Source organism: Pseudomonas sp. MPDS (assembly GCF_013283895.1).
Classification (GTDB): domain Bacteria; phylum Pseudomonadota; class Gammaproteobacteria; order Pseudomonadales; family Pseudomonadaceae; genus Aquipseudomonas; species Aquipseudomonas rhizophila.
On record NZ_CP054128.1, the window covers coordinates 5440001 to 5465396 of the forward strand.

The 25396-nt window shown below is 60.4% G+C and carries 24 protein-coding genes and 1 rRNA gene (1 of these 25 only partly in view); 9 read left to right on the top strand and 16 right to left on the bottom strand.

Annotated features, from left to right (window positions below; translation table 11 throughout):
• The 7 genes from HQ912_RS24195 to HQ912_RS24225 all read right to left on the bottom strand — a co-directional run.
• Positions 1-719: ribosomal RNA gene (locus HQ912_RS24195) — 16S ribosomal RNA — on the bottom strand; it reaches 818 nt to the left of the window's first position.
• A 541-nt stretch (positions 720-1260) separates the two neighbouring features.
• Positions 1261-1881: a protein-methionine-sulfoxide reductase heme-binding subunit MsrQ gene (gene msrQ / locus HQ912_RS24200; RefSeq protein WP_047229828.1), complete on the bottom strand. Its 621-nt coding sequence runs from the start codon at positions 1879-1881 to the stop codon at positions 1261-1263.
• Positions 1881-2894, bottom strand: a complete 1014-nt coding sequence (gene msrP, locus HQ912_RS24205) for a protein-methionine-sulfoxide reductase catalytic subunit MsrP (protein ID WP_047229829.1) — start codon at positions 2892-2894, stop codon at positions 1881-1883. The genes msrQ and msrP overlap by 1 nt, the downstream gene beginning before the upstream one ends.
• 63 nt (positions 2895-2957) lie before the next feature.
• Positions 2958-3815, bottom strand: a complete 858-nt coding sequence (gene pssA, locus HQ912_RS24210) for a CDP-diacylglycerol--serine O-phosphatidyltransferase (protein WP_076386334.1) — start codon at positions 3813-3815, stop codon at positions 2958-2960.
• A gap of 143 nt (positions 3816-3958) precedes the next feature.
• Positions 3959-4975, bottom strand: a complete 1017-nt coding sequence (ilvC, locus tag HQ912_RS24215) for a ketol-acid reductoisomerase (RefSeq protein ID WP_003228216.1) — start codon at positions 4973-4975, stop codon at positions 3959-3961.
• A 45-nt stretch (positions 4976-5020) separates the two neighbouring features.
• Positions 5021-5512, bottom strand: coding sequence for an acetolactate synthase small subunit (ilvN, locus tag HQ912_RS24220; RefSeq protein ID WP_003205610.1), 492 nt, complete (start codon positions 5510-5512; stop codon positions 5021-5023).
• Between the two features lie 2 nt (positions 5513-5514).
• Entirely contained in the window at positions 5515-7239 is a 1725-nt protein-coding gene (locus tag HQ912_RS24225) for an acetolactate synthase 3 large subunit (RefSeq protein ID WP_047229879.1), read from the bottom strand.
• A 400-nt stretch (positions 7240-7639) separates the two neighbouring features.
• On the opposite strand from HQ912_RS24225, the gene HQ912_RS24230 reads away from it, so the two are divergent.
• Positions 7640-8062 (top strand): DUF4124 domain-containing protein, encoded by a 423-nt coding sequence (locus HQ912_RS24230; protein ID WP_409078025.1) that lies wholly within the window; start codon positions 7640-7642, stop codon positions 8060-8062.
• 7 nt (positions 8063-8069) lie between these two features.
• Here the strand turns inward: HQ912_RS24230 and HQ912_RS24235 are convergent, their stop codons facing one another.
• From HQ912_RS24235 to mrcB, 3 genes are read right to left on the bottom strand one after another with little or no spacing between them, the layout of a single operon-like run.
• The gene (locus tag HQ912_RS24235) at positions 8070-8399 is read right to left on the bottom strand and encodes a YqcC family protein (protein WP_047229832.1); all 330 of its coding nucleotides are present in this window, start codon (positions 8397-8399) and stop codon (positions 8070-8072) included.
• Positions 8399-9118 carry a tetratricopeptide repeat protein gene (locus tag HQ912_RS24240; RefSeq protein ID WP_047229833.1) on the bottom strand — a complete coding sequence of 240 codons (720 nt, stop codon included), beginning with the start codon at positions 9116-9118 and terminating at the stop codon, positions 8399-8401. Before HQ912_RS24240 ends, HQ912_RS24235 begins: the two co-directional genes overlap by 1 nt.
• A 16-nt stretch (positions 9119-9134) precedes the next feature.
• A complete protein-coding gene (mrcB, locus tag HQ912_RS24245) occupies positions 9135-11453 on the bottom strand; it encodes a penicillin-binding protein 1B (RefSeq protein ID WP_047229834.1) in 2319 nt (772 codons plus the stop codon).
• A gap of 127 nt (positions 11454-11580) precedes the next feature.
• Here mrcB and HQ912_RS24250 point away from each other — a divergent pair, with 127 nt between their 5' ends.
• From HQ912_RS24250 to HQ912_RS24260, 3 genes are all read left to right on the top strand, one after another.
• On the top strand, positions 11581-13137 hold the full coding sequence (locus HQ912_RS24250; protein ID WP_076386338.1) for an AAA family ATPase: 1557 nt from the start codon (positions 11581-11583) through the stop codon (positions 13135-13137).
• A 91-nt stretch (positions 13138-13228) separates the two neighbouring features.
• Positions 13229-13570, top strand: a complete 342-nt coding sequence (locus tag HQ912_RS24255) for a pentapeptide repeat-containing protein (RefSeq protein WP_047229836.1) — start codon at positions 13229-13231, stop codon at positions 13568-13570.
• 209 nt (positions 13571-13779) lie between these two features.
• Complete coding sequence (locus tag HQ912_RS24260) at positions 13780-14052, top strand: TfoX/Sxy family protein (RefSeq protein WP_047229837.1); 273 nt, start codon at positions 13780-13782, stop codon at positions 14050-14052.
• Between the two features lie 182 nt (positions 14053-14234).
• Here HQ912_RS24260 and HQ912_RS24265 read toward each other — a convergent pair whose 3' ends face one another.
• Genes HQ912_RS24265 through HQ912_RS24280 form a run of 4 tightly spaced genes read right to left on the bottom strand, consistent with a single transcriptional unit; the run spans position 14235 to position 17823 of the window.
• On the bottom strand, positions 14235-15122 hold the full coding sequence (locus tag HQ912_RS24265; protein WP_173407387.1) for a ChaN family lipoprotein: 888 nt from the start codon (positions 15120-15122) through the stop codon (positions 14235-14237).
• A gap of 21 nt (positions 15123-15143) precedes the next feature.
• Positions 15144-15911, bottom strand: a complete 768-nt coding sequence (locus tag HQ912_RS24270) for a heme ABC transporter ATP-binding protein (RefSeq protein WP_173407388.1) — start codon at positions 15909-15911, stop codon at positions 15144-15146.
• Positions 15911-16894 (bottom strand): FecCD family ABC transporter permease, encoded by a 984-nt coding sequence (locus HQ912_RS24275; RefSeq protein ID WP_173407566.1) that lies wholly within the window; start codon positions 16892-16894, stop codon positions 15911-15913. Before HQ912_RS24275 ends, HQ912_RS24270 begins: the two co-directional genes overlap by 1 nt.
• 50 nt (positions 16895-16944) lie before the next feature.
• A complete protein-coding gene (locus tag HQ912_RS24280) occupies positions 16945-17823 on the bottom strand; it encodes a hemin ABC transporter substrate-binding protein (RefSeq protein ID WP_173407389.1) in 879 nt (292 codons plus the stop codon).
• A gap of 264 nt (positions 17824-18087) precedes the next feature.
• Between HQ912_RS24280 and HQ912_RS24285 the strand changes: the two genes are divergently transcribed.
• A complete protein-coding gene (locus HQ912_RS24285; RefSeq protein ID WP_047229841.1) occupies positions 18088-18411 on the top strand; it encodes a Rieske (2Fe-2S) protein in 324 nt (107 codons plus the stop codon).
• On the opposite strand, the gene sfsA is transcribed toward HQ912_RS24285, so the two are convergent.
• Positions 18361-19101, bottom strand: a complete 741-nt coding sequence (sfsA, locus tag HQ912_RS24290) for a DNA/RNA nuclease SfsA (RefSeq protein ID WP_107322945.1) — start codon at positions 19099-19101, stop codon at positions 18361-18363. The two genes, HQ912_RS24285 and sfsA, sit on opposite strands and share 51 nt — an antisense overlap.
• The gene (locus HQ912_RS24295) at positions 19101-20273 is read right to left on the bottom strand and encodes a pyridoxal phosphate-dependent aminotransferase (protein WP_139051179.1); all 1173 of its coding nucleotides are present in this window, start codon (positions 20271-20273) and stop codon (positions 19101-19103) included. Before HQ912_RS24295 ends, sfsA begins: the two co-directional genes overlap by 1 nt.
• 342 nt (positions 20274-20615) lie before the next feature.
• Between HQ912_RS24295 and dksA the strand changes: the two genes are divergently transcribed.
• The 4 genes from dksA (at position 20616) to HQ912_RS24315 (ending at position 25375) form a co-directional block, all read left to right on the top strand.
• Entirely contained in the window at positions 20616-21059 is a 444-nt protein-coding gene (gene dksA / locus HQ912_RS24300; protein WP_047229844.1) for an RNA polymerase-binding protein DksA, read from the top strand.
• 233 nt (positions 21060-21292) lie between these two features.
• Positions 21293-22183 (top strand): tRNA glutamyl-Q(34) synthetase GluQRS, encoded by an 891-nt coding sequence (gluQRS, locus tag HQ912_RS24305; protein ID WP_173407390.1) that lies wholly within the window; start codon positions 21293-21295, stop codon positions 22181-22183.
• Between the two features lie 77 nt (positions 22184-22260).
• The gene (locus tag HQ912_RS24310) at positions 22261-22437 is read left to right on the top strand and encodes a hypothetical protein (RefSeq protein ID WP_003176118.1); all 177 of its coding nucleotides are present in this window, start codon (positions 22261-22263) and stop codon (positions 22435-22437) included.
• On the top strand, positions 22421-25375 hold the full coding sequence (locus HQ912_RS24315) for a sensor histidine kinase (protein WP_160893587.1): 2955 nt from the start codon (positions 22421-22423) through the stop codon (positions 25373-25375). The genes HQ912_RS24310 and HQ912_RS24315 overlap by 17 nt, the downstream gene beginning before the upstream one ends.
• Positions 25376-25396: the final 21 nt, after the last annotated feature.

A 25396-nucleotide genomic window follows, 5' to 3' on the forward strand; every position in this document is an offset into this window, starting at 1 on the left:
CCACTGGTGTTCCTTCCTATATCTACGCATTTCACCGCTACACAGGAAATTCCACCACCCTCTACCATACTCTAGCTCGACAGTTTTGAATGCAGTTCCCAGGTTGAGCCCGGGGATTTCACATCCAACTTAACGAACCACCTACGCGCGCTTTACGCCCAGTAATTCCGATTAACGCTTGCACCCTCTGTATTACCGCGGCTGCTGGCACAGAGTTAGCCGGTGCTTATTCTGTCGGTAACGTCAAAACACTAACGTATTAGGTTAATGCCCTTCCTCCCAACTTAAAGTGCTTTACAATCCGAAGACCTTCTTCACACACGCGGCATGGCTGGATCAGGCTTTCGCCCATTGTCCAATATTCCCCACTGCTGCCTCCCGTAGGAGTCTGGACCGTGTCTCAGTTCCAGTGTGACTGATCATCCTCTCAGACCAGTTACGGATCGTCGCCTTGGTGAGCCATTACCTCACCAACTAGCTAATCCGACCTAGGCTCATCTGATAGCGCAAGGCCCGAAGGTCCCCTGCTTTCTCCCGTAGGACGTATGCGGTATTAGCGTCCGTTTCCGAGCGTTATCCCCCACTACCAGGCAGATTCCTAGGCTTTACTCACCCGTCCGCCGCTCTCAAGAGGTGCAAGCACCTCTCTACCGCTCGACTTGCATGTGTTAGGCCTGCCGCCAGCGTTCAATCTGAGCCATGATCAAACTCTTCAGTTCAAACATCTTTGGGTTTTGAGAAAACCCTAAACTTGGCTCAGCAATCGTTGGTTACATCTTTGATTTCTCGCGGAGTAACTTGTGATGCTGATAATCTGTTGACTAGCAGTCTGACTCCACAAGCACCCACACGAATTGCTTGATTCAGTTGTTAAAGAGCGGTGGGTTGAGCCTTTCGTCTCAACCGAGGCGCGCATTCTACAGCGCCCGGTGTATCTGTCAAGCGGTTATTTTAAGAAGTTTTCAAAGTTTCCTCTGCAACTTCAACCACTTGCGCTTCCGATCTCTCGTTAGCGGGAGGCGAATTCTACAGCGTTACTCGCTGCTGTCAACACCTCTTTTTGACGCTTTCGATCGAGAAGATCGAATCGTTAACGGAGCCAGAAAAACCGCCCCACCAACTGCTTCCCAAGCTTCGATGACCTGAAGCCCTGCGCTGCCTAAAATCGTTTAACTCATTGAAACTCAAGGAGTTTTTCGTTTCGACTGCGCCGGAAGTGGGGCGAATTATAGACGTCCAGGATTTGCCGTCAAGCGTTAATTACGCTTTTGTTGCAGAAGGTGCTTTGCGTCCAATTAAACGCGGTATCCGGCGCGTAACCACAGGAATTCGAAGCATCAAAAGCACAGCACCTATAAAGGCGTAAATCGACCACTCCTTAAGATCCGCCCGCACAATCCACAACATATGCAGCAATCCAAGGCCCAAGATCGGATAAACCAGGCGATGCAGTTTTTTCCAGCGCGCGCCCAGTCGCCGCTGACTGTAGCGATTGGAAGTAATCGCCAGCGCCAAGAGCCCCAGAAACCCGAGCGCTCCTACGATAATATAAGGTCGCTTGCTCAGCTCGACGCCCAGTTGCGACCAATCGAACCCCAGGATGAACGCCGTATACCCACTCAAATGCAGCACCACATAAGCAAAGCACCACAATCCCAGCTGACGCCTGACCGCGATCCACCCTGCCCACCCCGTGAGTTTCTGCAACGGCGTCATGCTCAAGGTGATCAACAACAAAATAAGCGTGCCCAACCCGAGCCGATCCACCAGCACCTTGCCTGGGTCAGGCCCCAACTTATTCATCAACGCTTCGTAGAGCCAGAGCAACGGCCAAACCGCCGCCGCGACAAAGACGCCGATTCGCCAGACTGGAAAACGCATCAGTAGTCCTTCCTCAAGTCCATCCCTGCATATAAAGAAGCGACTTCATCCTGATAGCCGTTGAACATCAACGTATCGCGCACGTTAGGACTGAACAGCCCGCTCGGCAGACGGCGCTCCCGTGCCTGGGTCCAACGCGGGTGATCGACCGTCGGATTGACATTGGCGTAAAAGCCGTACTCGTCGGACGCAATGCTCTGCCAGGTGGTCTTGGGCTGCTCGCTGACCAGACTGATGCGCACAATGGACTTCACACTTTTGAACCCGTACTTCCACGGCACCACCAAGCGCAACGGTGCACCGTTCTGATTCGGCAACTCTCGCCCATACATCCCAACCGCCATGATTGCCAGCGGATTCATCGCTTCATCCAGTCGCAAGCCCTCGACATAAGGCCAGTCGATCAAAGCAAACCCTGAGCGCTGCCCTGGCATAGTCTTGGGATCCTGCAGGGTTTCGAAACGAATGTACTTGGCCTTGGAGGTCGGCTCGACCTGCTTGAGCAACGCCGAAATGGGAAAGCCAATCCATGGGATAACCATGGACCAGGCCTCCACGCACCGCAGGCGATAGATTCGCTCCTCCAACTGGTAAGGTTTCATGAAGTCTTCCAACGCATAGCGCCCCGGCTTGCCCACTTCCCCATCGACCACCACGCTCCAGGGCTCGGTTTTCAAGGATCCGGCATTGGCCGCCGGATCACCTTTGCCGGTTCCGAACTCATAGAAATTGTTGTAATGGGTGGCGTCTTTAAAAGGGGTGATGGACTCATCCTTGACCGTAACCGCGCCCCATTGGGTGGACGGCAGCTTCTCGGCAAACCACGACGGCGCCTTGCCGGGCTCGACATCCGCATAACGCGCAACATCGGCAGCACTGGCCCAACGCGGAAGACCGCTGACGGCAAGCCCCGCCATGGCGGCCCCAAGCATTTGGCGACGGGATAGATAGAGGGATTCTGGCGTGACGTCCGACTCAAGGCAGTCGGACGACTTGGGGATCTTGATCAGCATGACAACTCCGCAGCATTGGAGGGCAGATGCACCAATAGACTGCGGAGTATGAGGGAAATTACATCACTCGGCTTTTTTGTGTCGGCGCAGGCGCAACAGGTATTGAACCGGGCCGGAAGCGGCATAGGCGAGGAATACCAGCAACAAGATACGTGGCGGATCACTGAAGACCACCGCGAACACCAGCACCACCGCCAGAATCGCAACGAACGGCACTCGCCCTTTGAGATCCAGCTCCTTGAAGCTGTTGTACTTGATGTTGCTGACCATCAGCATACCGGCCGCCGCTACCAGCAGCGCCACAAGGAACGACATCTTCGATCCCTGGATACCGTAGTCGCTGAAAGCCCAAACAACACCGGCTACGACACCCGCAGCGGCAGGACTCGCCAAGCCGATGAAGTAGCGCTTGTCAGCCGTACCGACCTGGGTATTGAAACGTGCCAGACGCAACGCGGCACCGGCGACATAGATGAAAGCGACCATCCAGCCAACCTTGCCCATGTCCCCCAGCGCCCAACCGAACGCCAGCAAGGCCGGGGCCACGCCGAAAGCGACCATGTCCGACAGCGAATCGTACTCGGCACCGAACGCGCTCTGGGTATTGGTCATGCGGGCCACACGCCCGTCCAGGCCATCGAGCACCATGGCGACAAAGATCGCGATGGCAGCGAAGGCAAAGTAACGACTCGCCCCGGCGCTATCGCCGGCGCTCAAGGCCGCTTGGGCGCTCATGGAGCTGATGATGGAATAGAAACCGGCGAACAGGTTCGCGGTGGTGAACAGATTCGGCAGCAGATAGATGCCACGGTGCCGGACCTTACGGCCTTCAGCGTCATGTCCTTCTTCGACGTGCTCATCGATGGGCAGCAGGCTTTCGGCGTCAGGAGCCTGGTTGGGCTCGTCGGGGCGTTCGCTCATGGACAGTACCTTGCAACGGTGTGAAAAATTCGACAGGTGTCTGGGACGAGGGTTCGGCCGCAAACGATGCAGCTTTATACCAGAAGCCACCGCCCAAACGAAAAAACGCGGCCAGGGCCGCGTTTTCCGATCAAGCTCGCGACTTAGTTCTTGGCTTTGTCGACGATCTTGTTGGCACCGATCCACGGCATCATCGAGCGCAGCTGCTCGCCAATGATTTCGATACCGTGAGCGGCGTTGTTGCGACGCTTGGCGGTCATCGAAGGATAGCCGGTAGCGCCTTCGCTGATGAACATCTTGGCGTATTCGCCGTCCTGAATACGTTTCAGGGCGTTACGCATGGCCTGGCGGGATTCGGCGTTGATCACTTCCGGACCCGTCACGTACTCGCCGTATTCAGCGTTGTTGGAGATCGAGTAGTTCATGTTGGCGATACCGCCTTCGTACATGAGGTCAACGATCAGCTTCAGTTCGTGCAGGCATTCGAAGTAGGCCATTTCCGGCGCGTAGCCAGCTTCAACCAGGGTTTCGAAACCGGCCTTGACCAGCTCGACAGTACCGCCGCACAGAACGGCTTGTTCGCCGAACAGGTCGGTTTCGGTTTCGTCCTTGAAGGTGGTTTCGATGATGCCGGTACGGCCGCCGCCAACACCGGCAGCGTAGGACAGAGCGACGTTCTTGGCGTTGCCGGAGGCGTCCTGATAGATCGCGATCAGGTCAGGGATACCGCCGCCCTTCACGAATTCGGAACGAACGGTGTGGCCCGGGGCCTTCGGCGCGATCATGATCACGTCGAGGTCGGCGCGTGGCACTACCTGGTTGTAGTGAATCGCGAAACCGTGGGAGAAGGCCAGGGTGGCGCCTTTCTTGATGTTCGGTTCGATTTCGTTCTTGTACAGCGAAGACTGGAACTCGTCCGGGGTCAGGATCATGACCAGGTCGGCGGCGGCAACGGCAGAAGCCACGTCGGTGACTTTCAGGCCATGGGCCTCGGCCTTGGCAACGGTGGCCGAGCCTTTACGCAGGCCGACGGTCACGTCAACACCGGAGTCCTTGAGGTTGCACGCCTGGGCGTGGCCTTGGGAACCGTAACCGATGATGGCGACTTTCTTGCCCTGGATGATCGACAGGTCGCAGTCTTTATCGTAGAAAACTTTCATGAATTACCCCTATTTCCGGCCATTCAGGCCATTCGCTAATTTGGTTTAGATGCTCAGTACTTTGTCGCCACGGGCAATCCCGGTGACGCCACTGCGTACGGTTTCCAGAATCGAGGCAGTGCCGATCGATTGAATGAAGCTGTCGAGCTTGTCGCTGGTACCGGTCAACTGAACGGTATAGACGCTGGCGCTGACATCGACGATCTGCCCACGATAAATATCGGTAGTGCGTTTGATCTCGGCGCGCTGGGCACCGGTGGCCTTGACCTTGACCAGCATCAGCTCGCGCTCGATGTGCGCGCTTTCCGACAGGTCCACCAGCTTGACCACCTCGATCAGCTTGTTCAGGTTCTTGGTGATCTGCTCGATGATTTCATCGTGCCCCACAGTGGTCAGCGTCAGACGCGACAGGGTCGGGTCTTCGGTTGGCGCCACGGTCAGGCTTTCGATGTTGTAGTTGCGCTGCGAAAACAGGCCCACTACGCGAGACAGAGCACCCGGTTCGTTTTCCAGAAGCAGGGAAATAATATGTCGCATGATTAGGTACGCTCCGTCTTGCTCAGCCACATATCGCGCATGGAGCCGTCTTTGATCTGCATCGGGTAGACGTGCTCGCTGGTATCGACCTTGATATCGAGGAACACCAGGCGATCCTTCATGGCGAAAGCTTCTTCGAGCCCGGACTTCAAGTCCTTCAGGTCAGTGATGCGGATGCCCACGTGACCATAGGCTTCGACCAGCTTGACGAAGTCCGGCAACGACTCCATGTAGGAGTGCGAGTGACGGCTGCCGTAGCTCATGTCCTGCCACTGGCGAACCATGCCCAGTACGCCGTTGTTCAGGTTGACGATTTTCACCGGCAAACCGTACTGCAGGCAGGTCGACAGCTCCTGGATGTTCATCTGGATACTGCCCTCGCCCGTGACACAGGCGACGTCGCTATCCGGAAAGCTCAACTTGACGCCCATGGCCGCCGGGAAACCGAAGCCCATGGTGCCCAGACCACCGGAGTTGATCCAGCGGTTGGGCTTGTTGAACTTGTAGTACTGCGCGGCGAACATCTGGTGCTGGCCCACGTCGGAGGTCACAAAGGCATCGCCCTTGGTCACTTCGCACAGGGTTTCGATTACGGTCTGCGGCTTGATCACGCTGCCGTCGCCCTTGTCGTAAGGGAACAGGCCACGATCACCGCGCCACTCATCAACCTGCTTCCACCAGCTGGCCACGGACTCCTTGTTCGGAGCCTCGCCGATTTCCTTGAGGATGGCGACCATTTCGCTCAGCACGCTCTCCACAGGACCGACAATCGGCACGTCTGCCTTGATGGTCTTGGAGATCGACGCCGGGTCGATGTCGATATGGATGATCTTGGCGTTCGGGCAGAATTTCGCCGGGCCGTTGATGACACGGTCGTCGAAACGCGCGCCGACCGCCAGAATCACATCGGCATGGTGCATCGCCAGGTTGGCGGTATAGCTGCCGTGCATGCCGAGCATGCCGATGAACTGACGGTCAGTGCCCGGGTAGGCGCCCAACCCCATCAGCGTATTGGTGACCGGCAAGTTGAGCATTTTCGCCAATTCGGTCAGCGGCGCGGAGCCACCACCGAGGATGACGCCGCCACCCGAGTACAGCACCGGACGCTTGGCCGCCAGCAGCATTTCGGCTGCCTTGCGGATTTGCCCGGAGTGACCGCGCACAGCCGGGCTGTAGGAACGCAGCTTGGCTTTCTTGGGGAAAATGTATTCGAACTTCTCGGCCGGGTTGGTCATGTCTTTCGGGACATCGACCACAACCGGGCCCGGACGACCGGATTCAGCCAGGTAGAACGCCTTCTTCATGACCTCCGGGATCTCCGAAGCGTGCTTGATCATGAAGCTGTGCTTCACGATCGGCCGGGAAATACCGATCATGTCGGTTTCCTGGAACGCGTCGGTGCCGACCATGGTGCTGGGCACCTGACCGGAGATGATCACCATCGGGATAGAGTCCATGTACGCCGTGGCGATACCGGTGATGGCGTTCGTGGCGCCAGGGCCGGAAGTCACCAGGACCACGCCGGCTTTACCGGTGGCACGGGCATAACCGTCAGCCATGTGGGTCGCCGCTTGCTCATGACGAACCAGGATGTGGGTCACTTCCGGTTCTTTGAACAGGGCATCATAGACATGAAGAAGAGCACCACCGGGGTACCCGTAGATATATTTGACGCCTTCGTCACGCAAAAAGCGGACGAGCATCTCACCGCCAGATAAAAGCTCCACGTTGTTCACCTCTAAAACGCCAGAATACCGGCCCACAAAAAGGGACGGGTCTTAATAGGTTTACTTCTCGGCAGAGCATGAGCGACGGTGGTCGCCGACTACGTCAGCACTGACTGAGCAAGTATTGGGATCGTCCCAAGTGTTGCGGGCCTTTCCCACCCAGCGCGAGGTAACGCGTTGCGGGTGTAACAGGTCGGCGCGGATGTGCGCCTCATGATCTGCCGAGTGGGCCTGCTTCTGGCAGTCCCTCTACAGCGGACTTTGGATTCTTCTGTTTCGCCCTCTGCAAGTCAAGCCGTCAATGTGCTTTATTCGAAGTAAGCGCATGAGAACGCAAGAAAAAACCTTTAAACAGCAACTGTGTTAGCTTCAATTGCGCAACCCATGACAAGGAAACAGCATGCGAATGTTCTTCTTGACGGCCAGCCTGCTGGTTGGCCTGAGCCCGATGTGCATGGCCGGTCAGGTCTATAAATGGGTGGACGCCCAAGGGGTTACCCACTTTGGCTCCCAGCCACCGCCTGAAGGACAGGCCACGACGGTGATCAAGTCCTCCCCTTCCGCCGCCAAGCCAGCAGCCCCCCCGCCTGCCGGGGTCATTGGTGACCAGAAGGCGATTGACCAACAGGTCAAGCAACAGATTGCCGAGCAGCAAGCCCAGCTCAAGGCCTTCTGCGAACAGACTCGGACCAATCTGGCGCAACTGCAGAACAACCCGCGGGTACGCGAGGATGTGGAAGGGGAAATGCGCCGCCTCACAGAAGAGGAGCGGCGCCAGCGCATCGACGAAACCCGCAAGCAGATCGAGGAGCACTGCCAATAAATGGCGGTCAGTTAACGTCGCTGATCAATTGGTCGAACTGCGCCAACAGTCGCTGCAACTCCACGCCTTGCCCCGGCCGCTGGGCATAGACCATTTGAGCCATCTCCAGGATGCCCGAGGCGTTGGGCAGCGGCAGGTCATTTTCCAGGATGGCTTTCATGCGCGGCAGGAAAATCCATTGCAGCCATTGCTCGAAGTCCAGCGTGTCGACCGCGAACGGCTCGACACTGGCCAACGCCTCGGCCGACGGCGAAACGCTGCTCCACCAGCCCTGGACCCGCAACTCGCGCTCAATCAGCAGCAACTGATCGGCGATCTTGGGAAAACGCGTATCCATCAGAGCGAAACCTTGGCCTTCTGACGGGCCAATGCCGCGCCGGCGGAGTCGCCTTGTTTCTCACGGGCCTGAGCGATCAATTCCCACAGGCTGGCCTGAAGCGCCGGACGACCGTTGGCGAATGTCAGGCCACGGCGGGCCAGTTGCTCGGCTTGCGGCGCATCGCCCTGGGCCATGCGCACCTGGGCCAGGCGATAGAGAACCTGGGGTTCACGCGGCGCAACACGCTGGGCTCGCTCAAGGCTGGAGGACGCACCATTGAGGTCACCACCGGCCTGTTGCTGTTGGGCTGTGGTGAGCAATGCCAGTACTGGACCGTCCAATTGTTCATCAGCGGACAGACCTCCCGAACTGGTCGAGGGAATGCTGCTCGGTGCAGAAGGCATGTTGAAGCTGCCCTGGTCGATTGGTGAAGTATCGATAGGGCCCGGCGTGATCGGCCCTGGCGTGATCGGTGTGCTGCTGATCGGTGCCGACGTCGTGGCGCCGCCACCGGGCACCATCACGACGACACCGGTATCGCCCTGGGGAATCGCCTGGACCTGTCCCTGCACCGGCCGCTGCACCGTCGTTTGACGGAAGCCGCCATTGGCCGAGACCCGCTCGCTATTGGAAACGGCAGTGCCGGAATCGACAACCGGAATCGAACCGCGTTGTACGGTAGAGCAACCGCTGAGCAATGCCACGGCCGTAACCGCTGGAATCAACCACTTGTTCACTTGAAACCCTCTTTGCTTAATTCATCCAGTCCTTGACCCAATCCATGACCGATTCGGCGGGGTTTGGAATGCCACAGGCTGCACCGGGTGGTGGTTCGCTGCCGCGAATATACGGCATCTGCACCGCGCCCGGGCAACTGGCGTCGGAGCCTTGACCGGTGCGCGAATCCACCCAGGCCTGAACGATATTGTCTGGTTGCGGCATGTCCAGCGGCAACGGATCGGCCTTGCGCATGAAACTGGTCCAGACCTGCAATGCCCCGGTGGCGCCAGTGAACGGGGTCTTGCCATTGTCGTCACGGCCGAGCCAGACCACTGCCAGCAGGTCCTGGCTGAAACCGGCAAACCAGCTGTCGCGCGAGTCGTTGCTGGTACCGGTCTTGCCCGCCAGGGTCAGGTTACGCGGTAGTACGTTATAAACCGAACTGCCGGTGCCTTCACGCATGACCCGTTGCATGGCGCTCTGGATCAGATAAATGGACGCGGGATCAAAACGCTGTTGGATCTGGAACGGATAGCGCTTGAGCGGCTCGCCGTCGGCGGTAAGCACGCTGCGAATGCCGCGCATCGGCGTGTTGAAGCCACCGTTGGCCAGTGTCTGGTACATGGCTGCCACTTCAATCGGCGTGAGGCCACCGGCTCCCAGCAGCATCGATGGGAATGCCGGGAATTCGCGACTGACACCCAGGCGGGCCAAGGTCTTGAGGACATTCGGCACGCCGATTTCAAGCCCGAGGCGAGCCGTCGACAGGTTGTAGGAATGCGCAAGCCCCTGGTACAGGAACACCGTACCGTGGGAGCGGCGATCATAATTTTGCGGCTTCCACACCTGGCCGTCCGCGCCCTTGACCGAGAACGCCTCGTCGGACAGCCAACTGGTCAGGGTGTACTGGCTCGGTTTTTCCAGGGCGGTGAGGTAGACCGCCGGCTTGATCAGGGAGCCGATCGGGCGGACCGCATCGAGCGCCCGGTTGAAACCGGCAAAACTGGCCTGCCGACTGCCGATCATGGCCTGGACTTCGCCGGTTTCCGGGTTGGTCACCACCATCGCGGCTTCCACTTCATCAGAGCCCTTGCGCCCGGCCAGTCGCTTGAAGGTGTCATTGACCGATGCTTCGGCCTTCATCTGCAGGATCGGGTCGAAACTGGTGAAGATCCGCAGGCCTTCTTCGGTCAAGTCTTCGTCGCGGTAGTCCTCACGCAGTTGACGCTTGACCAGGTCCATGAAACCAGGAAACGAGCTGTCGGCCAGACTGCCGCGCTTGGTTACGCCCAAAGGCATCTTCTTCGCCGCTTCGACTTGCTCGGCCGTCGCCACGCCTTGCTGTTGCAGCAAGTCGAGTACCAGATTGCGCCGCTCGAGGGCGCGCTCCGGATTACGCCGCGGGTTGTAGGAGGACGGCCCTTTCACCATCCCCACCAGCAATGCCACCTGATGCAGCTTGAGCTCGGACAGCGGCTGGCTGAAGAAGAACTGGCTGGCCAGGCCGAAACCGTGAACCGCCCGCTGGCCGTCCTGACCGACGAAGACCTCGTTGAGGTACGCCTCGAGAATCTCCCGCTTGTCGTAGTGCAGTTCCAGCAACAGCGCCATCATGGCTTCGGTAAGCTTGCGGCTGAGGCTGCGCTCGTTGGTCAAATAGAAGTTCTTGACCAATTGCTGGGTCAAGGTACTGCCGCCCTGGCGCATACGGCCCGAGGAGGTGTTGACCCAGATGGCCCGGGCAATCGACTTGGGCGAGACGCCGAAGTGATGGTAGAAATCGCGGTCCTCGACAGCGATCAGCGTATCGAGCAGGAACGGCGGCACCTGGTCGATCTTGATCAGGATCCGGTCTTCAAGGTTCTTGGGGTAGAGGCCACCGATCAGCAGCGGTTCAAGGCGCACCACCGACAGCTTCGCATTGTTGGCACCGGTCAGCGCAGCCACGTAGTCGCCGGAGAAGCGCACTCGCACCGCCTGCGCCTGCTCCATGCCTTCATAGAACTGGAAACCACGGGTATTGAGGTCGACGGTATTGCCATTGACGGACGCGGCACCCGGGCCATTGGCAACGCTTTCACGGCGATAGCCGAGGGCATCGAGCTCGGTCAGGAAATCGTCCCGACTCAGCTTTTGTCCGACGAACAGCTCCAGGGGCCTGGCGTAGACCTTGGCCGGGATGGTCCAGCGCTTGCCGGAGAACTTCTCCTGGACCACGGCATCGAGGTAGACCGCAAAGCCAGCGAGCACGACGAGGCCCACCAGGCTGAGTTTAAGGGCCCAGCCCAGCCAGGGCCGCAAGCGACTGGCGGGTGGTTTCTTGGGGGTACGGGGGGATCGGGTACGAGTCATGGCGGCGGATTATACGCACTTTGCCGCGGTTCAACATGACCACACAACGGCCCCCTCCTGTTTGCGTTAACGCGGCTTGCCGCCATAATGACGGCCTTGAATTTTCCCAGTCTCTGAAGGATCGCCCGTGAGCCAGTCCCTGATCGCTGCCCTGCAAAACCCGGCCCTCTATCCGCATCCCGTCGAAGGGTTCCAGGTCATCGAGACCCACATTTCCTGGGTATTGCTCACCGGGCCGTATGCCTACAAATTCAAAAAACCGGTCAATTTCGGCTTCCTTGATTTCACCAGCCTCGAGGCACGCAAGCATTTCTGCGGGGAAGAACTGCGCTTGAACCAGCGCCTGACCCAGGATCTGTACCTGGAAGTCATGCCGATTACCGGCACCCCGCAAGTGCCGCAACTGGGTGGCGAAGGTCCGGCCATCGAATACGCCCTGAAGATGCGTCAGTTTCCCCAGAGCCAACTGCTCAGCACGCTCCAGGCCAACGGCGAACTGACCACCGCGCACGTTGACGAAATGGCCGCGCAGATCGCCCGCTTCCATCTCTCTACGCCCACCGTGCCTGCCGAAAACGCCGCCGGCACCCCCGACAGCGTTATGGCACCGGTGCGGCAGAACTTCGAACAGATTCGTCCGTTCCTCAGTGACAAGGCTGACCTGTTGCAGCTCGAAGCCCTGCAAGCCTGGGCCGAAAGCAGCTTCGAACGCCTCAAACCGCTGTTCACCCAACGCAAAGCCGAAGGTTTCATCCGCGAATGCCACGGTGACATCCACTTGGGCAACGCCACGGTGATCGATGGCAAGGTAGTGATTTTCGACTGCATCGAGTTCAACGAGCCGTTCCGCTTCACCGATGTCTATGCCGACACTGCATTCCTGGCGATGGACCTGGAAGACCGCGGCCTCAAGTCGCTGGCGCGACGTTTCGTCAGCCAATACCTGGAGCTGACCGGCGACTATCAAGGCCTGGAGCTGCTGAACTTCTACAAAGCCTACCGCGCCCTGGTCCGCGCCAAGGTCGCGCTGTTCAGCATGCCGGCCGAAGCCGACCCGGTGCAGCGCGCCACAACCCTGCGCCAATACCGCAACTACGCGAACCTGGCCGAAAGCTACAGCACCATTCCCTCGCGCTTTCTGGCCATCACCCACGGCGTTTCGGCCGTTGGCAAAAGCCATGTCGCGATGCGCCTGGTGGAAGCCCTGGGCGCCATTCGCTTGCGCTCGGACGTTGAGCGCAAGCGTCTGTTTGGTGAGCAGCAAGTGCCCAATGATCCACAAGCCGGCATCTATAGCAGCGGCGCCAGCGACGCCACTTATGCCCGCTTGCATGAAATCGCCAGTGTCATCCTGCATGCCGGCTTCCCAGCAGTGATCGACGCCACGTACCTCAAACACGATCAGCGCGATGCTGCGGCGAAAGTTGCCGAGGCCACGGGCGCTCCGTTCCTGATCCTCGATTGCAATGCGCCACAAGCGGTTATCGAGAGCAGGCTGGCGCAGCGTCAGGCCGATCAGACAGATCCGTCCGACGCAAATCTGGCCGTTATCGCCGCCCAACAGGCCAGCCGCGAAGCACTCACCCCTGCGGAAATCCTGTGCAGCAAACGGGTCCAGACCAATGAAAGCGGCACGCTCGACATCGTGGTCGCGCAGATTCGTCAACGCTTGCCAGGCCTGTAAAAAACTATTTCGGCCGTGGAGTCTGCCCACCCTTCACGGCCGTCAAACAGTGGCACTATACTGGCGTCATAAAACCAACAGGTGATATGAAATGAGCCTACCCAAGCTTCTCAGTACCCCGCTTTATGCTTTGCTGCGCGAAGACGACATTGCCGGTTTCAACAACGAACGGCCACAAGGCCCGGTTGATATGCGTGGCGGCGATTTTCGTGGTCTGGATCTGCGAGAGCTCAATGCCGACGACGTGGATTTCACCGACGCTTACTTCCGCTCCGCGGATTTGCGCGGCATCGATTTTCGCAAGTCGTCCCTGGAAGGTGCCAGCCTGGCCCATGCGCAAATATCGGGCGCCTATTTCCCGGCAGAACTGTCTGCCGACGAAATTCTGATGTCGATGAACTTTGGCACCCGGCTGCGCTACCGCACCCGCTGAATCGGGCCGAATCTGCCGTCAACCCAATTGATCTCCAGCGCCCCCGCCTGCGCTGGACGCTGCATCTTGCCGCGCGCCCCCACCTATCGTGCGTAATGCATTAGAAGCTTTTGCTTCAAATCCCACCAAAGAATCACGTTTTTCCTACTGACCGCTACACTCCTGAGAAGCTTGCCCACTGCACCAGTCGGCCGTCGCAAGGAGGTTCGATGAATGATGAACTGCAACACCTGAAGAACCTGGGCAAGACATCAGCCCAGTGGCTGCATGCCGTGGGCATCCACAGCGCCTCGGATCTGCGTCGCCTCGGAGCGGTTGATGCCTATCGCGCAGTACGCACTCGCGGGTTCCGGGCTTCGAAGGTGTTGCTCTATGCCATTGAGGGCGCATTGATGGATGTGCACTGGAATGACATCCCCGCCGAACGCAAGGAAGCCTTGAACAAACAATTGGACGCCGTTTCGACGCGTCACAAAGCCTGACCATTCTCCTTGTTTGTCGCCACACGGCCTCCGGTTGAAAGTTATTTGGGCCAATTTAAAAAACAACGTTTGACATGGTAATGAGAATCGCTATGATTAGCGCATCCGGTCGCGAGACTGGTCGATATTTGAATAGCCCTTGGTTCGGACTCTCAGATATCTCCTCATCAGGCTAATCACGGTTATTTGACCCGACTTTTGTCGGGTCTTTTTTTGTCTGGAGGAAATGCGCTGTGTTCACGCATCTGCGCGCAGTAATCCTCAGGGGGAGCGGCCTTGGTGTACCACACGTAATCTGCCATGACCGATGTCATCTCGCTGCCCTCCTCGGCCAGCATCAGGACGGTGGGCGCCTCACTGGCCCCCAAGTCCAGCACATGCAGCGGCACCCCGACGTCTTTTCGTCCATGCCAGGCACCGGCGAACAACAACGCAGGCAATGGCGCAGCCAGCAGACGTTCGGCCATGCGTCGGTCACGTTGTTGCTGGACAGCCAGCATCGCCGGCATCTGAGATTCGGGCAGCAGGCCGCAATGGGATTGGCGAATCTGCTCCAGCAACTGATCCTTCACACTTGCCGCATTCGCACGGGCGCCTCGCAAGTCCGGCGCCTGCCGGTAGACGCGCTGGATCTCGGCGGCGTCCAGATTGGCGGCCAACAACGGATAGCGTTGCGTCAGGGCGAACTCCACGACCGGACCATACAGGCTCCAGTCCCATCCCGGCGACCAATCCAGGGCACCGGGAAGATCAGTTGGCAAGGCAGGTAACTGGCGGACCGCGTCAACGCGAGGCTGCTGGTGGGGTGTCAGCATTTCCAGCAGGAGGCTGCCCTGGGCCCGTTGCGCGGTCAGGGCCTGAAGCAGCCATAGCTGCAGCGCGTGGTGATCCGGATTGTCGTGCTGCTCGCCGACCACCACTCGCGGCGCCCGGGCCAGACGCTCGATCAACGCTTGAGGCGTGACGGCCCGGCCATTGTGCAAATCAAGGATCTGCCCGTCGACCGGGGGCGGCGCGGTGCTCTGACAGGCCGTCAGCACACTCAATGCCAGAATCAGGATCAGGCGCACGTCTACATCCTCAGGCAACCCTCAGCGGGCGATGATCAATGGATGTCCGCGCTCCGGATGGGGTTGCACCAGCACTTCCAGGCCAAACACCGCTTTGAGCGGTTCCGGGCGCAGCACTTGCTGCGGCGTGTCCAGGGCCACCGGCCGGCCAGACGCGAGCAACAACAGGCGATCACAATAACGCGCCGCCAGGTTCAGGTCATGCAGGATCACCAATACGGCCGCGCCGCGATCGGCAAACTCACGCACCGCTTGCAGGATGGTGTGCTGGTGCAGTGGATCGAGCATCGAGGTCGGTTCGTCGAGCAGCAGGGTCTGCCCCGCTTCCCCTGGCCACAACTGTGCCAAGACCCGCGCCAGGTGCACCCGCTGACGCTCGCCCCCCGACAGCGCCAGGTAACTGCGACCGTGCAGATGTGCCGCGTCTGCAGCGTGCAACGCCAAGGCAACGATTTGCTCGTCACGCACTCGACCACACTGATGAGGCAGGCGCCCCATGCCGACTACTTCCTCGACTCGGAAAGCAAAATCCAGGGTCGATGACTGCGGCAATACCGCCAGGCGGCGGGCACGCTCGGCGCCGTCCCACTGGGACAAAGGCCGATCATCGAGCCAGACCTGTCCCTGCGCAGGAGGCAATTGACCGCACAGCCCCGCCAGCAAAGTACTTTTACCTGCACCGTTGGGCCCGAGCACCCCCAGCACCTGGCCGGGATGCAGCTCAAGATTGACATCAGCCAACACGGTCTTGCGACCCCGCTGGATGTGCAGGTTCTGCGCTCGTAACATCAGGCGCGTCCTCGCAGCAATAAATAGAGGAAGAACGGCGCCCCGATGAATGCCGTGACGATGCCGATCGGCAGTTCCGCCGGAGCCAGCGCCAGACGCGCCACCAGATCGGCGAACAGCAGCAGGCTCGCCCCCGCCAGCACCGAAGCCGGCAACAGAACGCGATGATCGGGGCCGGCCATCAACCGTACCAGATGCGGCACTACCAGCCCGACAAAGCCGATCATGCCCGCCGCCGCCACTGCCGCGCCAACCCCCAGGGCCGTGCAAAACACCAGTTCACGCTTGAGCCCTTCGACATCAGCGCCCAAATGGGCGGCTTCTGACTCACCCAGCAACAGAGCATTGAGTGCCCGGGCCCGTCGTGGCAGCCAGAGTGCTACGCCAACGCTGACCAGCAACAGCGGCCACAACCGCGCATAGCTGGCACCATTCAGGCTCCCCAGGTTCCAGAACGTCAAGGTGCGCAGGGTCGCGTCGTCCGCCAGGTAAGTGAACAAGCCCACCGCCGAGCCGGACAGCGCGGTCAGGGCGATACCGGCCAGGAGCATGGTCGCGACATGGGTCTGGCCGTTGCGCCGGCCGAGGCGATAAACCAATGCCGTAACCCCAAGCCCGCCGAGGAACGCACATAACGACAACACATAGGGGCCGAACGCTTCGGGCAAGCCGCCCAGCGCCGAGCCGCCAACAATGGCGAACGCCGCGCCCAGTGCCGCACCGCTGGACACCCCGACCAGCCCCGGGTCGGCCAACGGGTTGCGGAACAGCCCCTGCATCGCCACCCCGGATAATGCCAATACCCCGCCCACCGCCAGCCCCAGCAGGGTGCGTGGCAGACGGATCTGACCGAGGATCAGTTCGGCCTGCTCCAGACCTTCGGCGGCCACTGGCAAGCCCATCAAGCGCAACGCGGCGCGCAAGGTATCGAACAGCGGCAAACTCACCGGCCCCAGGGCCAGGGACAGCCAGATCGCCAGCAGACACAACAGGCCCAGGCCAATAAACAAGGTGCGCGGTTTGACCAGAGGGGTCATGGTGCCTTGGCCGGTTCGGTCGGGTAAAAACCGGCCGTCAGCTTCACCAGACTTTGCGGCAACCGCGGGCCTAGCCCGCCGACCAACAGTGTCGGGTCAAGCTCGATAACGCGCCCGGCCCTGGCGGCACGGGTGGAGGAAAGAATCGGATTTTCCCTGAACAACGCCGCACGCGCTTCTTCGCCACTCAACGCGCGATCGGCGAACACCAGTACTTCGGGATTCAGGCTGGCCAGGCTCTCCACCGAAAATGCCTTGTAACCATGGTGTGTCGCCAAGTTGTGACCGCCGGCCTGCTGCACCAGCCAATCGGCGGAGGTGCCCAGGCCTGCGACCATCGGCTTGCCGCCGGAGCTTGCGACCAACAGCAACACGCCGGGGGCCTGTTGCTCAAGCTGGATTTTACTCACTCGAGCTTTCTGTTGGCTGAGCTGCTGTTGATAACTGTCGAACAACTGCGCGGCTTTGGCCTCGGCGCCCAGCAGTTGACCCAGGTGCCGCAGATTGCCCTGAAGGGTCGACAGGTCGGGCGTGGCCGAGAACAGTTCAACCTGTACCCCGGCGCTGCGGATCTGCGACAGCACCGGTGGCGGCCCCATTTCTTCGGTGCCTACGAGGATCTGCGGACGCAGGCTCAATACCCCCTCGGCCGACAGCTGTCGCTGATAGCCTATGCTGGGCAAGCCTCGCAAGGCTTCGGGATGCTGGCTGGTGGTGTCCACACCCACCAGTTTCGACTCACCGCCCAGCGCGCTGACCCATTCGGACACTGCCCCGCCGGCACTGACCCAGCGCTGCGGCAGTTCAGCCGCCACCAAGCCCTGGCTGGCCAACATGACGACACAGAGCGTGACAACACGGATATTCAGGCGCATCGGGCAGCTTCCTCGAAGAAATGTTCACAGGGCCGAGCATGAACCCCGCAGGCAAAGTATCCTCAGCCCCCTGCGAAGGAGGCGCCATTTGATAATTGTTTTCATTTGGACGTCAAGCATGAACCTTTGGGGGGGTTGCCTCTGTGGGAGCGAGCCTGCTCGCGATTAGCGGTGTGTCGACCCATTGCTGCTGGCTGATCGACCGCTATCGCGAGCAGGCTCGCTCCCACACAAACTCGCCCACTCATAACCATAGAGACCCACATGAAGTTTCTTTGTACCGGCGCCGAATTGCCCGACAACAGCAGTCGCGGTTTCGACCTCGATGGGCGCAAGTTGTTGGCGGTGCGTCGCGCCGGCCAGGTGTATGTCTATCTCAACCGCTGCCCGCACCGCGGCGTACCGCTGGAATGGCGGCCCGATGAGTTTCTCGACCCCAGCGCCAGCCTGATCCAGTGCGCCACCCACGGCGCACTGTTTCTGATTGAAAGCGGTGAATGCGTCGCCGGCCCCTGTGCCGGGCAGTCCCTGGCTGCGTTAGAGAGCCGGGAGGACGAGCAAGGCATCTGGGTCGAGCAGCACCGGTAACGGCCGATCCACCCACATTTGCTCGGGCGTCAGCGTCACCCCGTAGGCCAGCACTTCCACGCCCGCGGCCACAGCGTCGCGCAACGCCGCCGCGTACAGCGGGTCGATTTCCTGTGCCGGGCGCACGGCGTCGATCCCGCTCAGGTTGACACAATACAACTGCACCGCCCGCACGCCGTCCCGGGCCAGGTGAGCGAGTTCGCGCAGATGCCTGGCTCCCCGCTGGGTCACCGCATCAGGAAACGCCGCCACGGTCGTGCCGTCAAAACCCAACGTGACACTTTTGACTTCGACCCAGGCGGAGCCTTCGTCGTAGTCCAGTCGAAAATCGATACGACTGTTTTCCTGACCGTAAGCCACTTCACGCTTGAGCCCGGTAAAACCGTTCAGCTCGCTGATGACCCCGGCACGCAGGGCCTCTTCGATTAGCGGGTTGGCTCGCGCGGTATTGATGCAGGCCAACCGCCCCTGGGGGGTTTCGCCTATTTCCCAGGTGCCGGGCAATTTGCGCTTGGGGTCGCTGGAACGACTGAACCAGACTCGCGCACCTTCGGCCATGCAATTGAGCATCGAACCGGTGTTGGGGCAATGAATCGTCAGCAGTTCGCCATGAACGGTCTCGATATCGGCAAGAAAACGCTTATAACGTCGAATCAGCCGGCCTTCTTCCAGCGCAGGTGAAAAAAGCATCAGCCTTGCCAACTCCGCAGTCCGCGCTCGATTCGCTCCACCGCTTCCTGGAGCCGCGGCAAGCTCTGGGTGTAGGCGAAACGCACATGGTGCCCAGCCTGATGGCGACCGAAATCCAGCCCCGGCGTGAACGCCACATGCTCGGTCTCCAGAAAGTGCTGGCAGAACGCAAAAGCATCGCCGCCGAATGCACTAATGTCGGCATACAGGTAAAACGCCCCTTCCGGCTCCACTGCGATGCCGAACCCCAGATCACGCAAGGCCGGTAGCAGAAAGTCGCGCCGCAGCGCGAACTCGGCCCGGCGCTGCTCGAATATCTCGATTGTCGCCGGTTCGAAACAGGCCAACGCCGCGTACTGGGCCATGCTCGGCGCACTGATGTAAAGGTTCTGCGCCAGCTTCTCCAGCTCACCAACAGCCGCCGAAGGGGCCACCAGCCAGCCCAGCCGCCAGCCGGTCATGCCGAAATACTTGGAAAAGCTATTAAGGACGAAAGCTTCGTCGTCGACTTCCAGCACGCTCGCGGCATCGGTGCCATAAGTCAGGCCGTGATAGATCTCATCCACCACCAAGTGACCGTTGTGGCCCTTGATTGCCTTGGACAGGCCGGCCAGTTCGTCCCGGCTGAGAATCGTCCCGGTCGGGTTGGCCGGCGACGCGACCAGCGCACCCACGCTGTTCGAGTCCCAATAGCGGTTCACCAGGTCCGGGGTCAGCTGGTAGCGCACGTCCGGGCCTACCGGCACCAATTGAGCCGTACCTTCCACCAGCCGCAGAAAGTGGCGATTGCAGGGGTAACCGGGGTCCGCCAACAGCCAGTGCTTGCCCGGGTCCACCAGCAACGCGCTGGTCAGCAGCAACGCGCCGGATCCGCCCGGCGTGACCAGGATGCGCCGTGGGTCTATGTCCACACCGTAGCGCTGCCCATAGAAACCGGCGATGGCTTCGCGCAGCTCGGGGATGCCACGGGCCGCCGTGTAACGGGTCTTTCCCGCCGCCAGCGCGGCCTGGCCGGCCTGGATGATCGGCTCAGCCGTGGTGAAGTCCGGCTCGCCGATCTCCAGGTGGATGACATCGTGCCCGGCGGCCTGCAGCTCATTGGCACGGGCCAGGAGCGCCATCACATGGAAAGGTTCGATGGCGCGGCTACGCGCACTGTAGGGCTGAGCCATTAGCCTTCCTTCTGGTAAAAAAGAACCGATTCTACCTAACTCTCCGGCCAACCCAGAAACAACTGCGCAAGCGAGCACGAACTCAGGGTCCGGCCGCTTGCAGCAAATGTCTCCAGCGATCGGCTCAGGCTTGACTAGAATCAAGCATTGAGCAGGTTTGTCACTCCACCGGACTGAACTTGACCACGCTTTGCAAGCCCCGGCCACCGCAGGCTCGACAACCGGGAGTAGCGCGGCCCGATTTGATCTGGTAAGTTCGCCCGCTTGCAGCCGCAGGGCCGGCAGGTGTCGGTGATGGAGCAATCCTGCGTAGTGGATTACAAGAGTAGAGGCGGTCCATTCATGCCCACCCAAGCAAAGCAGAATCAAAATCAGTCGCTCAGCGGGTTTGAGCCGTACGTGCCGCAAGCTGGCGAAGAGTACATGGGCGCCCCCATGCGCGCGCACTTCACCAAGATCCTGAACAAGTGGAAACAGGACTTGATGCAGGAAGTCGACCGCACTGTGGATCACATGAAAGACGAAGCGGCGAACTTCCCTGACCCGGCCGACCGTGCCAGCCAGGAAGAAGAATTCAGCCTCGAACTGCGCGCCCGCGACCGTGAGCGCAAGCTCATCAAGAAAATCGACAAGACGTTGCAACTGATCGAAGACGAAGAATACGGTTGGTGCGAGTCCTGCGGCGTCGAGATCGGCGTCAAGCGGCTGGAAGCACGTCCGACCGCCGACATGTGTGTCGACTGCAAGACCCTGGCGGAAATCAAGGAAAAACAGGTCGGCAAGTAAATTGCCTGGGCTGTCATCGAAAAACGGAGCGTTCACACGCTCCGTTTTTTGTTTCTGATACTTACCGCACACCCGGTTCCCTTGTGGGAGCGAGCCTGCTCGCGATAGCGGTGGGTCAGCCACATCAATGCCCACTGATAAGACGCTATCGCGAGCAGGCTCGCTCCCACAGAGGGGTGGCTTCGTCAGCAGGATATGTATTCCAACAGCCCGGACCCAGTAACATTCGCTTTATGACCGCCACTGCCCCCTACATCGGCCGCTTCGCCCCCACACCCAGCGGCCACCTGCACTTTGGCTCCCTGGTCGCCGCGCTGGCGTCCTATCTGGATGCCCGGGCCGCGGGCGGGCGCTGGTTGCTGCGCATGGAGGACCTTGACCCACCACGGGAAGAGCCTGGCGCGCAAGCGGCAATCTTGAAGGCACTGCAAAGCTACGGGTTTGAATGGGACGGCGAGATGGTCCGTCAGAGTGAGCGCCATGAGGACTACGACCAGGTCATCAATCGCCTGCTCAGCCAGGGTCTGGCCTATGCCTGCACCTGCTCGCGCAAACAACTGGAGCCGTATCAGGGCATTTATCCGGGCCTGTGCCGCAACGCCGGTCACGACACCAAAGACGCGGCCATCCGCCTGCGCGTTCCCGAGCTGGCGTATCACTTCAACGACCGAGTACAAGGCCCGTTCCGCCAGCACCTGGGCCGTGAAGTCGGCGATTTCGTGATTCGCCGTCGCGACGGGCTCTATGCTTATCAACTGGCGGTGGTGCTGGACGACGCCTGGCAGGGGGTCACCGATATCGTGCGCGGTGCCGACCTGCTGGACTCCACGCCACGTCAGCTGTACCTGCAAGAGCTGCTTGGCTTGCCACAACCGCGCTACCTGCATGTGCCGCTGATCACCCAACCGGACGGACACAAACTCGGCAAGTCCTACCGTTCGCCACCGCTGGCGGCCGATCAGGCCACGCCATTGTTGTTGCGGGCACTGCGCGCGCTGGGCCAACAGCCAGGCCCCGAACGGGTCGACGCCAGCCCCCGGGACCTGCTGGACTGGGGCATTCGCCATTGGGATGCGGGGAAGATACCGCGCACTTTGACCCTGCCAGAGGCGCAAATACGTTGACGGCGCTTGCAGCTTGGCCCCCATCCGTTACCATCGCCGCACGTTTTCGGGCACGCGTTTAAAAAAGAGAGGCCGGGATGTACATCTATCGCTTGGTCCTGCTCCTGGTAGTGGGGATTTATCTGTTCTCCCCGGCCATCATGGATTGGTGGATCGACGCCACGGGTGCCTGGTATCGGCCCTATCTGCTTTGGCTGATCCTGATCGTCGTGACCTTCATCCTGCAGAGCCAAAAAGATGCCGATGAGCTTTAGCCTGACCCAGATGATCCTGATCAGCGCAGCCTACCTGGCAGTGCTGTTCGGCGTCGCCTGGATCAGCGAACGGGGCATGATCCCCCGGGCGATCATCCGCCACCCGCTGACCTACACCCTGTCGCTGGGCGTCTATGCCAGCGCGTGGGCGTTCTATGGCACGGTCGGGCTGGCCTATCAGTACGGCTACGGTTTTCTGTCCAGCTACCTGGGTGTATCGGGGGCATTCCTGCTGGCACCGGTGCTGCTCTACCCGATCCTGAAAATCACCCGCACCTACCAGCTATCATCCCTGGCCGACCTGTTCGCCTTTCGCTTTCGCAGCACCTGGGCCGGCGCGCTGACCACGATTTTCATGCTGGTGGGCGTATTGCCGTTGCTGGCCCTGCAGATCCAGGCGGTGGCCGACTCCATCAGCATCCTCACCCGCGAACCGGTGCAGCACCGGGTCGCACTGAGTTTCTGCGCGCTGATCATTCTCTTCACGATTTTCTTCGGTTCCCGCCACATCGCCACCCGGGAGAAACACGAAGGCCTGGTGTTCGCCATCGCCTTCGAATCGGTGATCAAACTGATCGCCATCGGCGGCGTCGGCCTCTATGCCCTGTACGGCGTATTCGATGGCCCGCAACAACTGGAGCTGTGGCTGCTGCAGAACCAGACCGCCCTCGCCGCCCTGCACACACCCCTGCAGGAAGGCCCGTGGCGCACGCTGTTGCTGGTGTTCTTCGCGTCAGCGATCGTCATGCCGCACATGTACCACATGACCTTTACCGAAAACCTCAACCCGCGCTCGCTGGTGAGCGCGAGCTGGGGCCTGCCGCTGTTCCTGCTGCTGATGAGCCTGGCGGTGCCGCTGATCCTGTGGGCCGGACTGAAGCTGGGAGCCAGCACCAATCCTGAGTATTTCACCCTCGGCATCGGCATCGCCGCCAACAGCAAGGCCCTGGCGTTGCTGGCCTACATCGGTGGCCTGTCGGCGGCCAGCGGCCTGATCATCGTTACCACGCTGGCGCTGTCGGGCATGGCGCTCAACCATCTGGTGCTGCCGCTCTACCAGCCGCCAGCCGAGGGCAATATCTACCGCTGGCTGAAATGGACCCGCCGCGCACTGATCGTCGCTATCATCATGGCCGGCTACGGCTTTTACCTGATGCTGGGCGACGGACAGGACCTGGCCAACCTCGGCATTGTCGCGTTCGTCGCCACCTTGCAGTTCCTGCCCGGCGTACTGTCGGTGCTGTATTGGCCAACAGCCAACCGCCGTGGTTTTATCGCCGGTCTGCTCGCGGGGATCCTGGTGTGGCTGGTCGCCATGCTGTTGCCACTGCTGGGCAACATGCAGGGCTTCTATATCCCGTTGCTGAACATGATCTACGTGCTCGACGACACCAGTTGGCACATGGCGGCCATCGCCTCGCTGGCGGCGAACGTGCTGATGTTCACCCTGATTTCACTGTTCACCAACGCCAGCAGCGAAGAGGCCAGCGCCGCCGAAGCCTGCGCGGTGGACAACGTTCGCCGCCCTCAGCGCCGGGAACTGCACGCCGCCTCACCCCAGGAGTTCGCCACGCAACTGGCCAAGCCCCTGGGCGCCAAGGCCGCGCAAAAAGAAGTCGAACAGGCCCTGCGCGACCTCTACCTGCCCTTCGATGAACGCCGTCCATATGCCCTGCGTCGCCTGCGGGACCGGATCGAAGCCAACCTGTCCGGCCTGATGGGCCCCAGCGTGGCCCAGGACATGGTCGAGACGTTCCTGCCCTACAAGGCCGGCGGCGAGAACTATGTCACTGAAGACATCCACTTCATCGAGAGCCGCCTGGAAGACTACCACTCGCGCCTCACCGGCCTGGCCGCCGAACTGGACGCCTTGCGCCGTTATCACCGCCAGACCTTGCAGGAACTGCCGATGGGCGTGTGCTCCCTGGCCAAGGACCAGGAAATCCTGATGTGGAACAAGGCCATGGAGGAACTGACTGGAATCGCCGCCCAGCGCGTGGTCGGTTCACGCCTGAGTACCCTGAGTGAGCCGTGGAAAGGCCTGCTGCAAGGCTTCATCGACCTGCCGGATGAGCATTTGCACAAGCAGCACCTGGCCCTCGACGGCCAGACTCGCTGGTTGAACCTGCACAAGGCGGCGATCGACGAGCCGCTGGCGCCGGGTAACAGTGGCCTGGTATTGCTGGTGGAAGACCTCACCGATACTCAGATGCTCGAAGACAAGCTGGTCCACTCCGAACGGTTGGCAAGCATCGGTCGGCTGGCCGCCGGGGTGGCCCACGAAATCGGCAACCCGATCACCGGCATCGCCTGCCTGGCGCAAAACCTGCGCGAAGAGCGCGAGGACGACGGCGAACTGACGGAAATCAGCGGCCAGATCCTCGAACAGACCAAGCGTGTGTCGCGTATCGTCCAGTCACTGATGAGCTTCGCCCATGCCGGCGGCCACCAGCACAACGACGAGCCCGTCTGTCTGGCCGAAGTGGCCCAGGACGCCATTGGTCTGCTGGCCCTGAACCGGCGCAATTTCGAGGTGCAATTCTTCAACCTGTGCGACCCGGATCACTGGGTCGACGGCGATCCCCAGCGGCTCGCCCAGGTACTGATCAACCTGCTCTCCAACGCCCGCGACGCCTCACCTGCGGGCAGCGCGGTGCGGGTCAAGAGCGAAGCCAGCGAACACACGATCGACCTGATCGTCGAAGACGAAGGCAGCGGTATCCCCCAGAACATCATGGACCGATTGTTCGAACCTTTCTTCACCACCAAGGACCCGGGCGAAGGCACCGGTCTGGGCCTTGCACTGGTCTATTCCATCGTTGAAGAGCATTATGGACAAATCACCATCGACAGCCCGGCCGATGTACAAAGCCAACGCGGCACCCGTATACGGGTGACCTTGCCGCGTCATGTCGAAGCGACGTCCGCTGTGAACTGAGACCGTCGAGAGAATCGAATC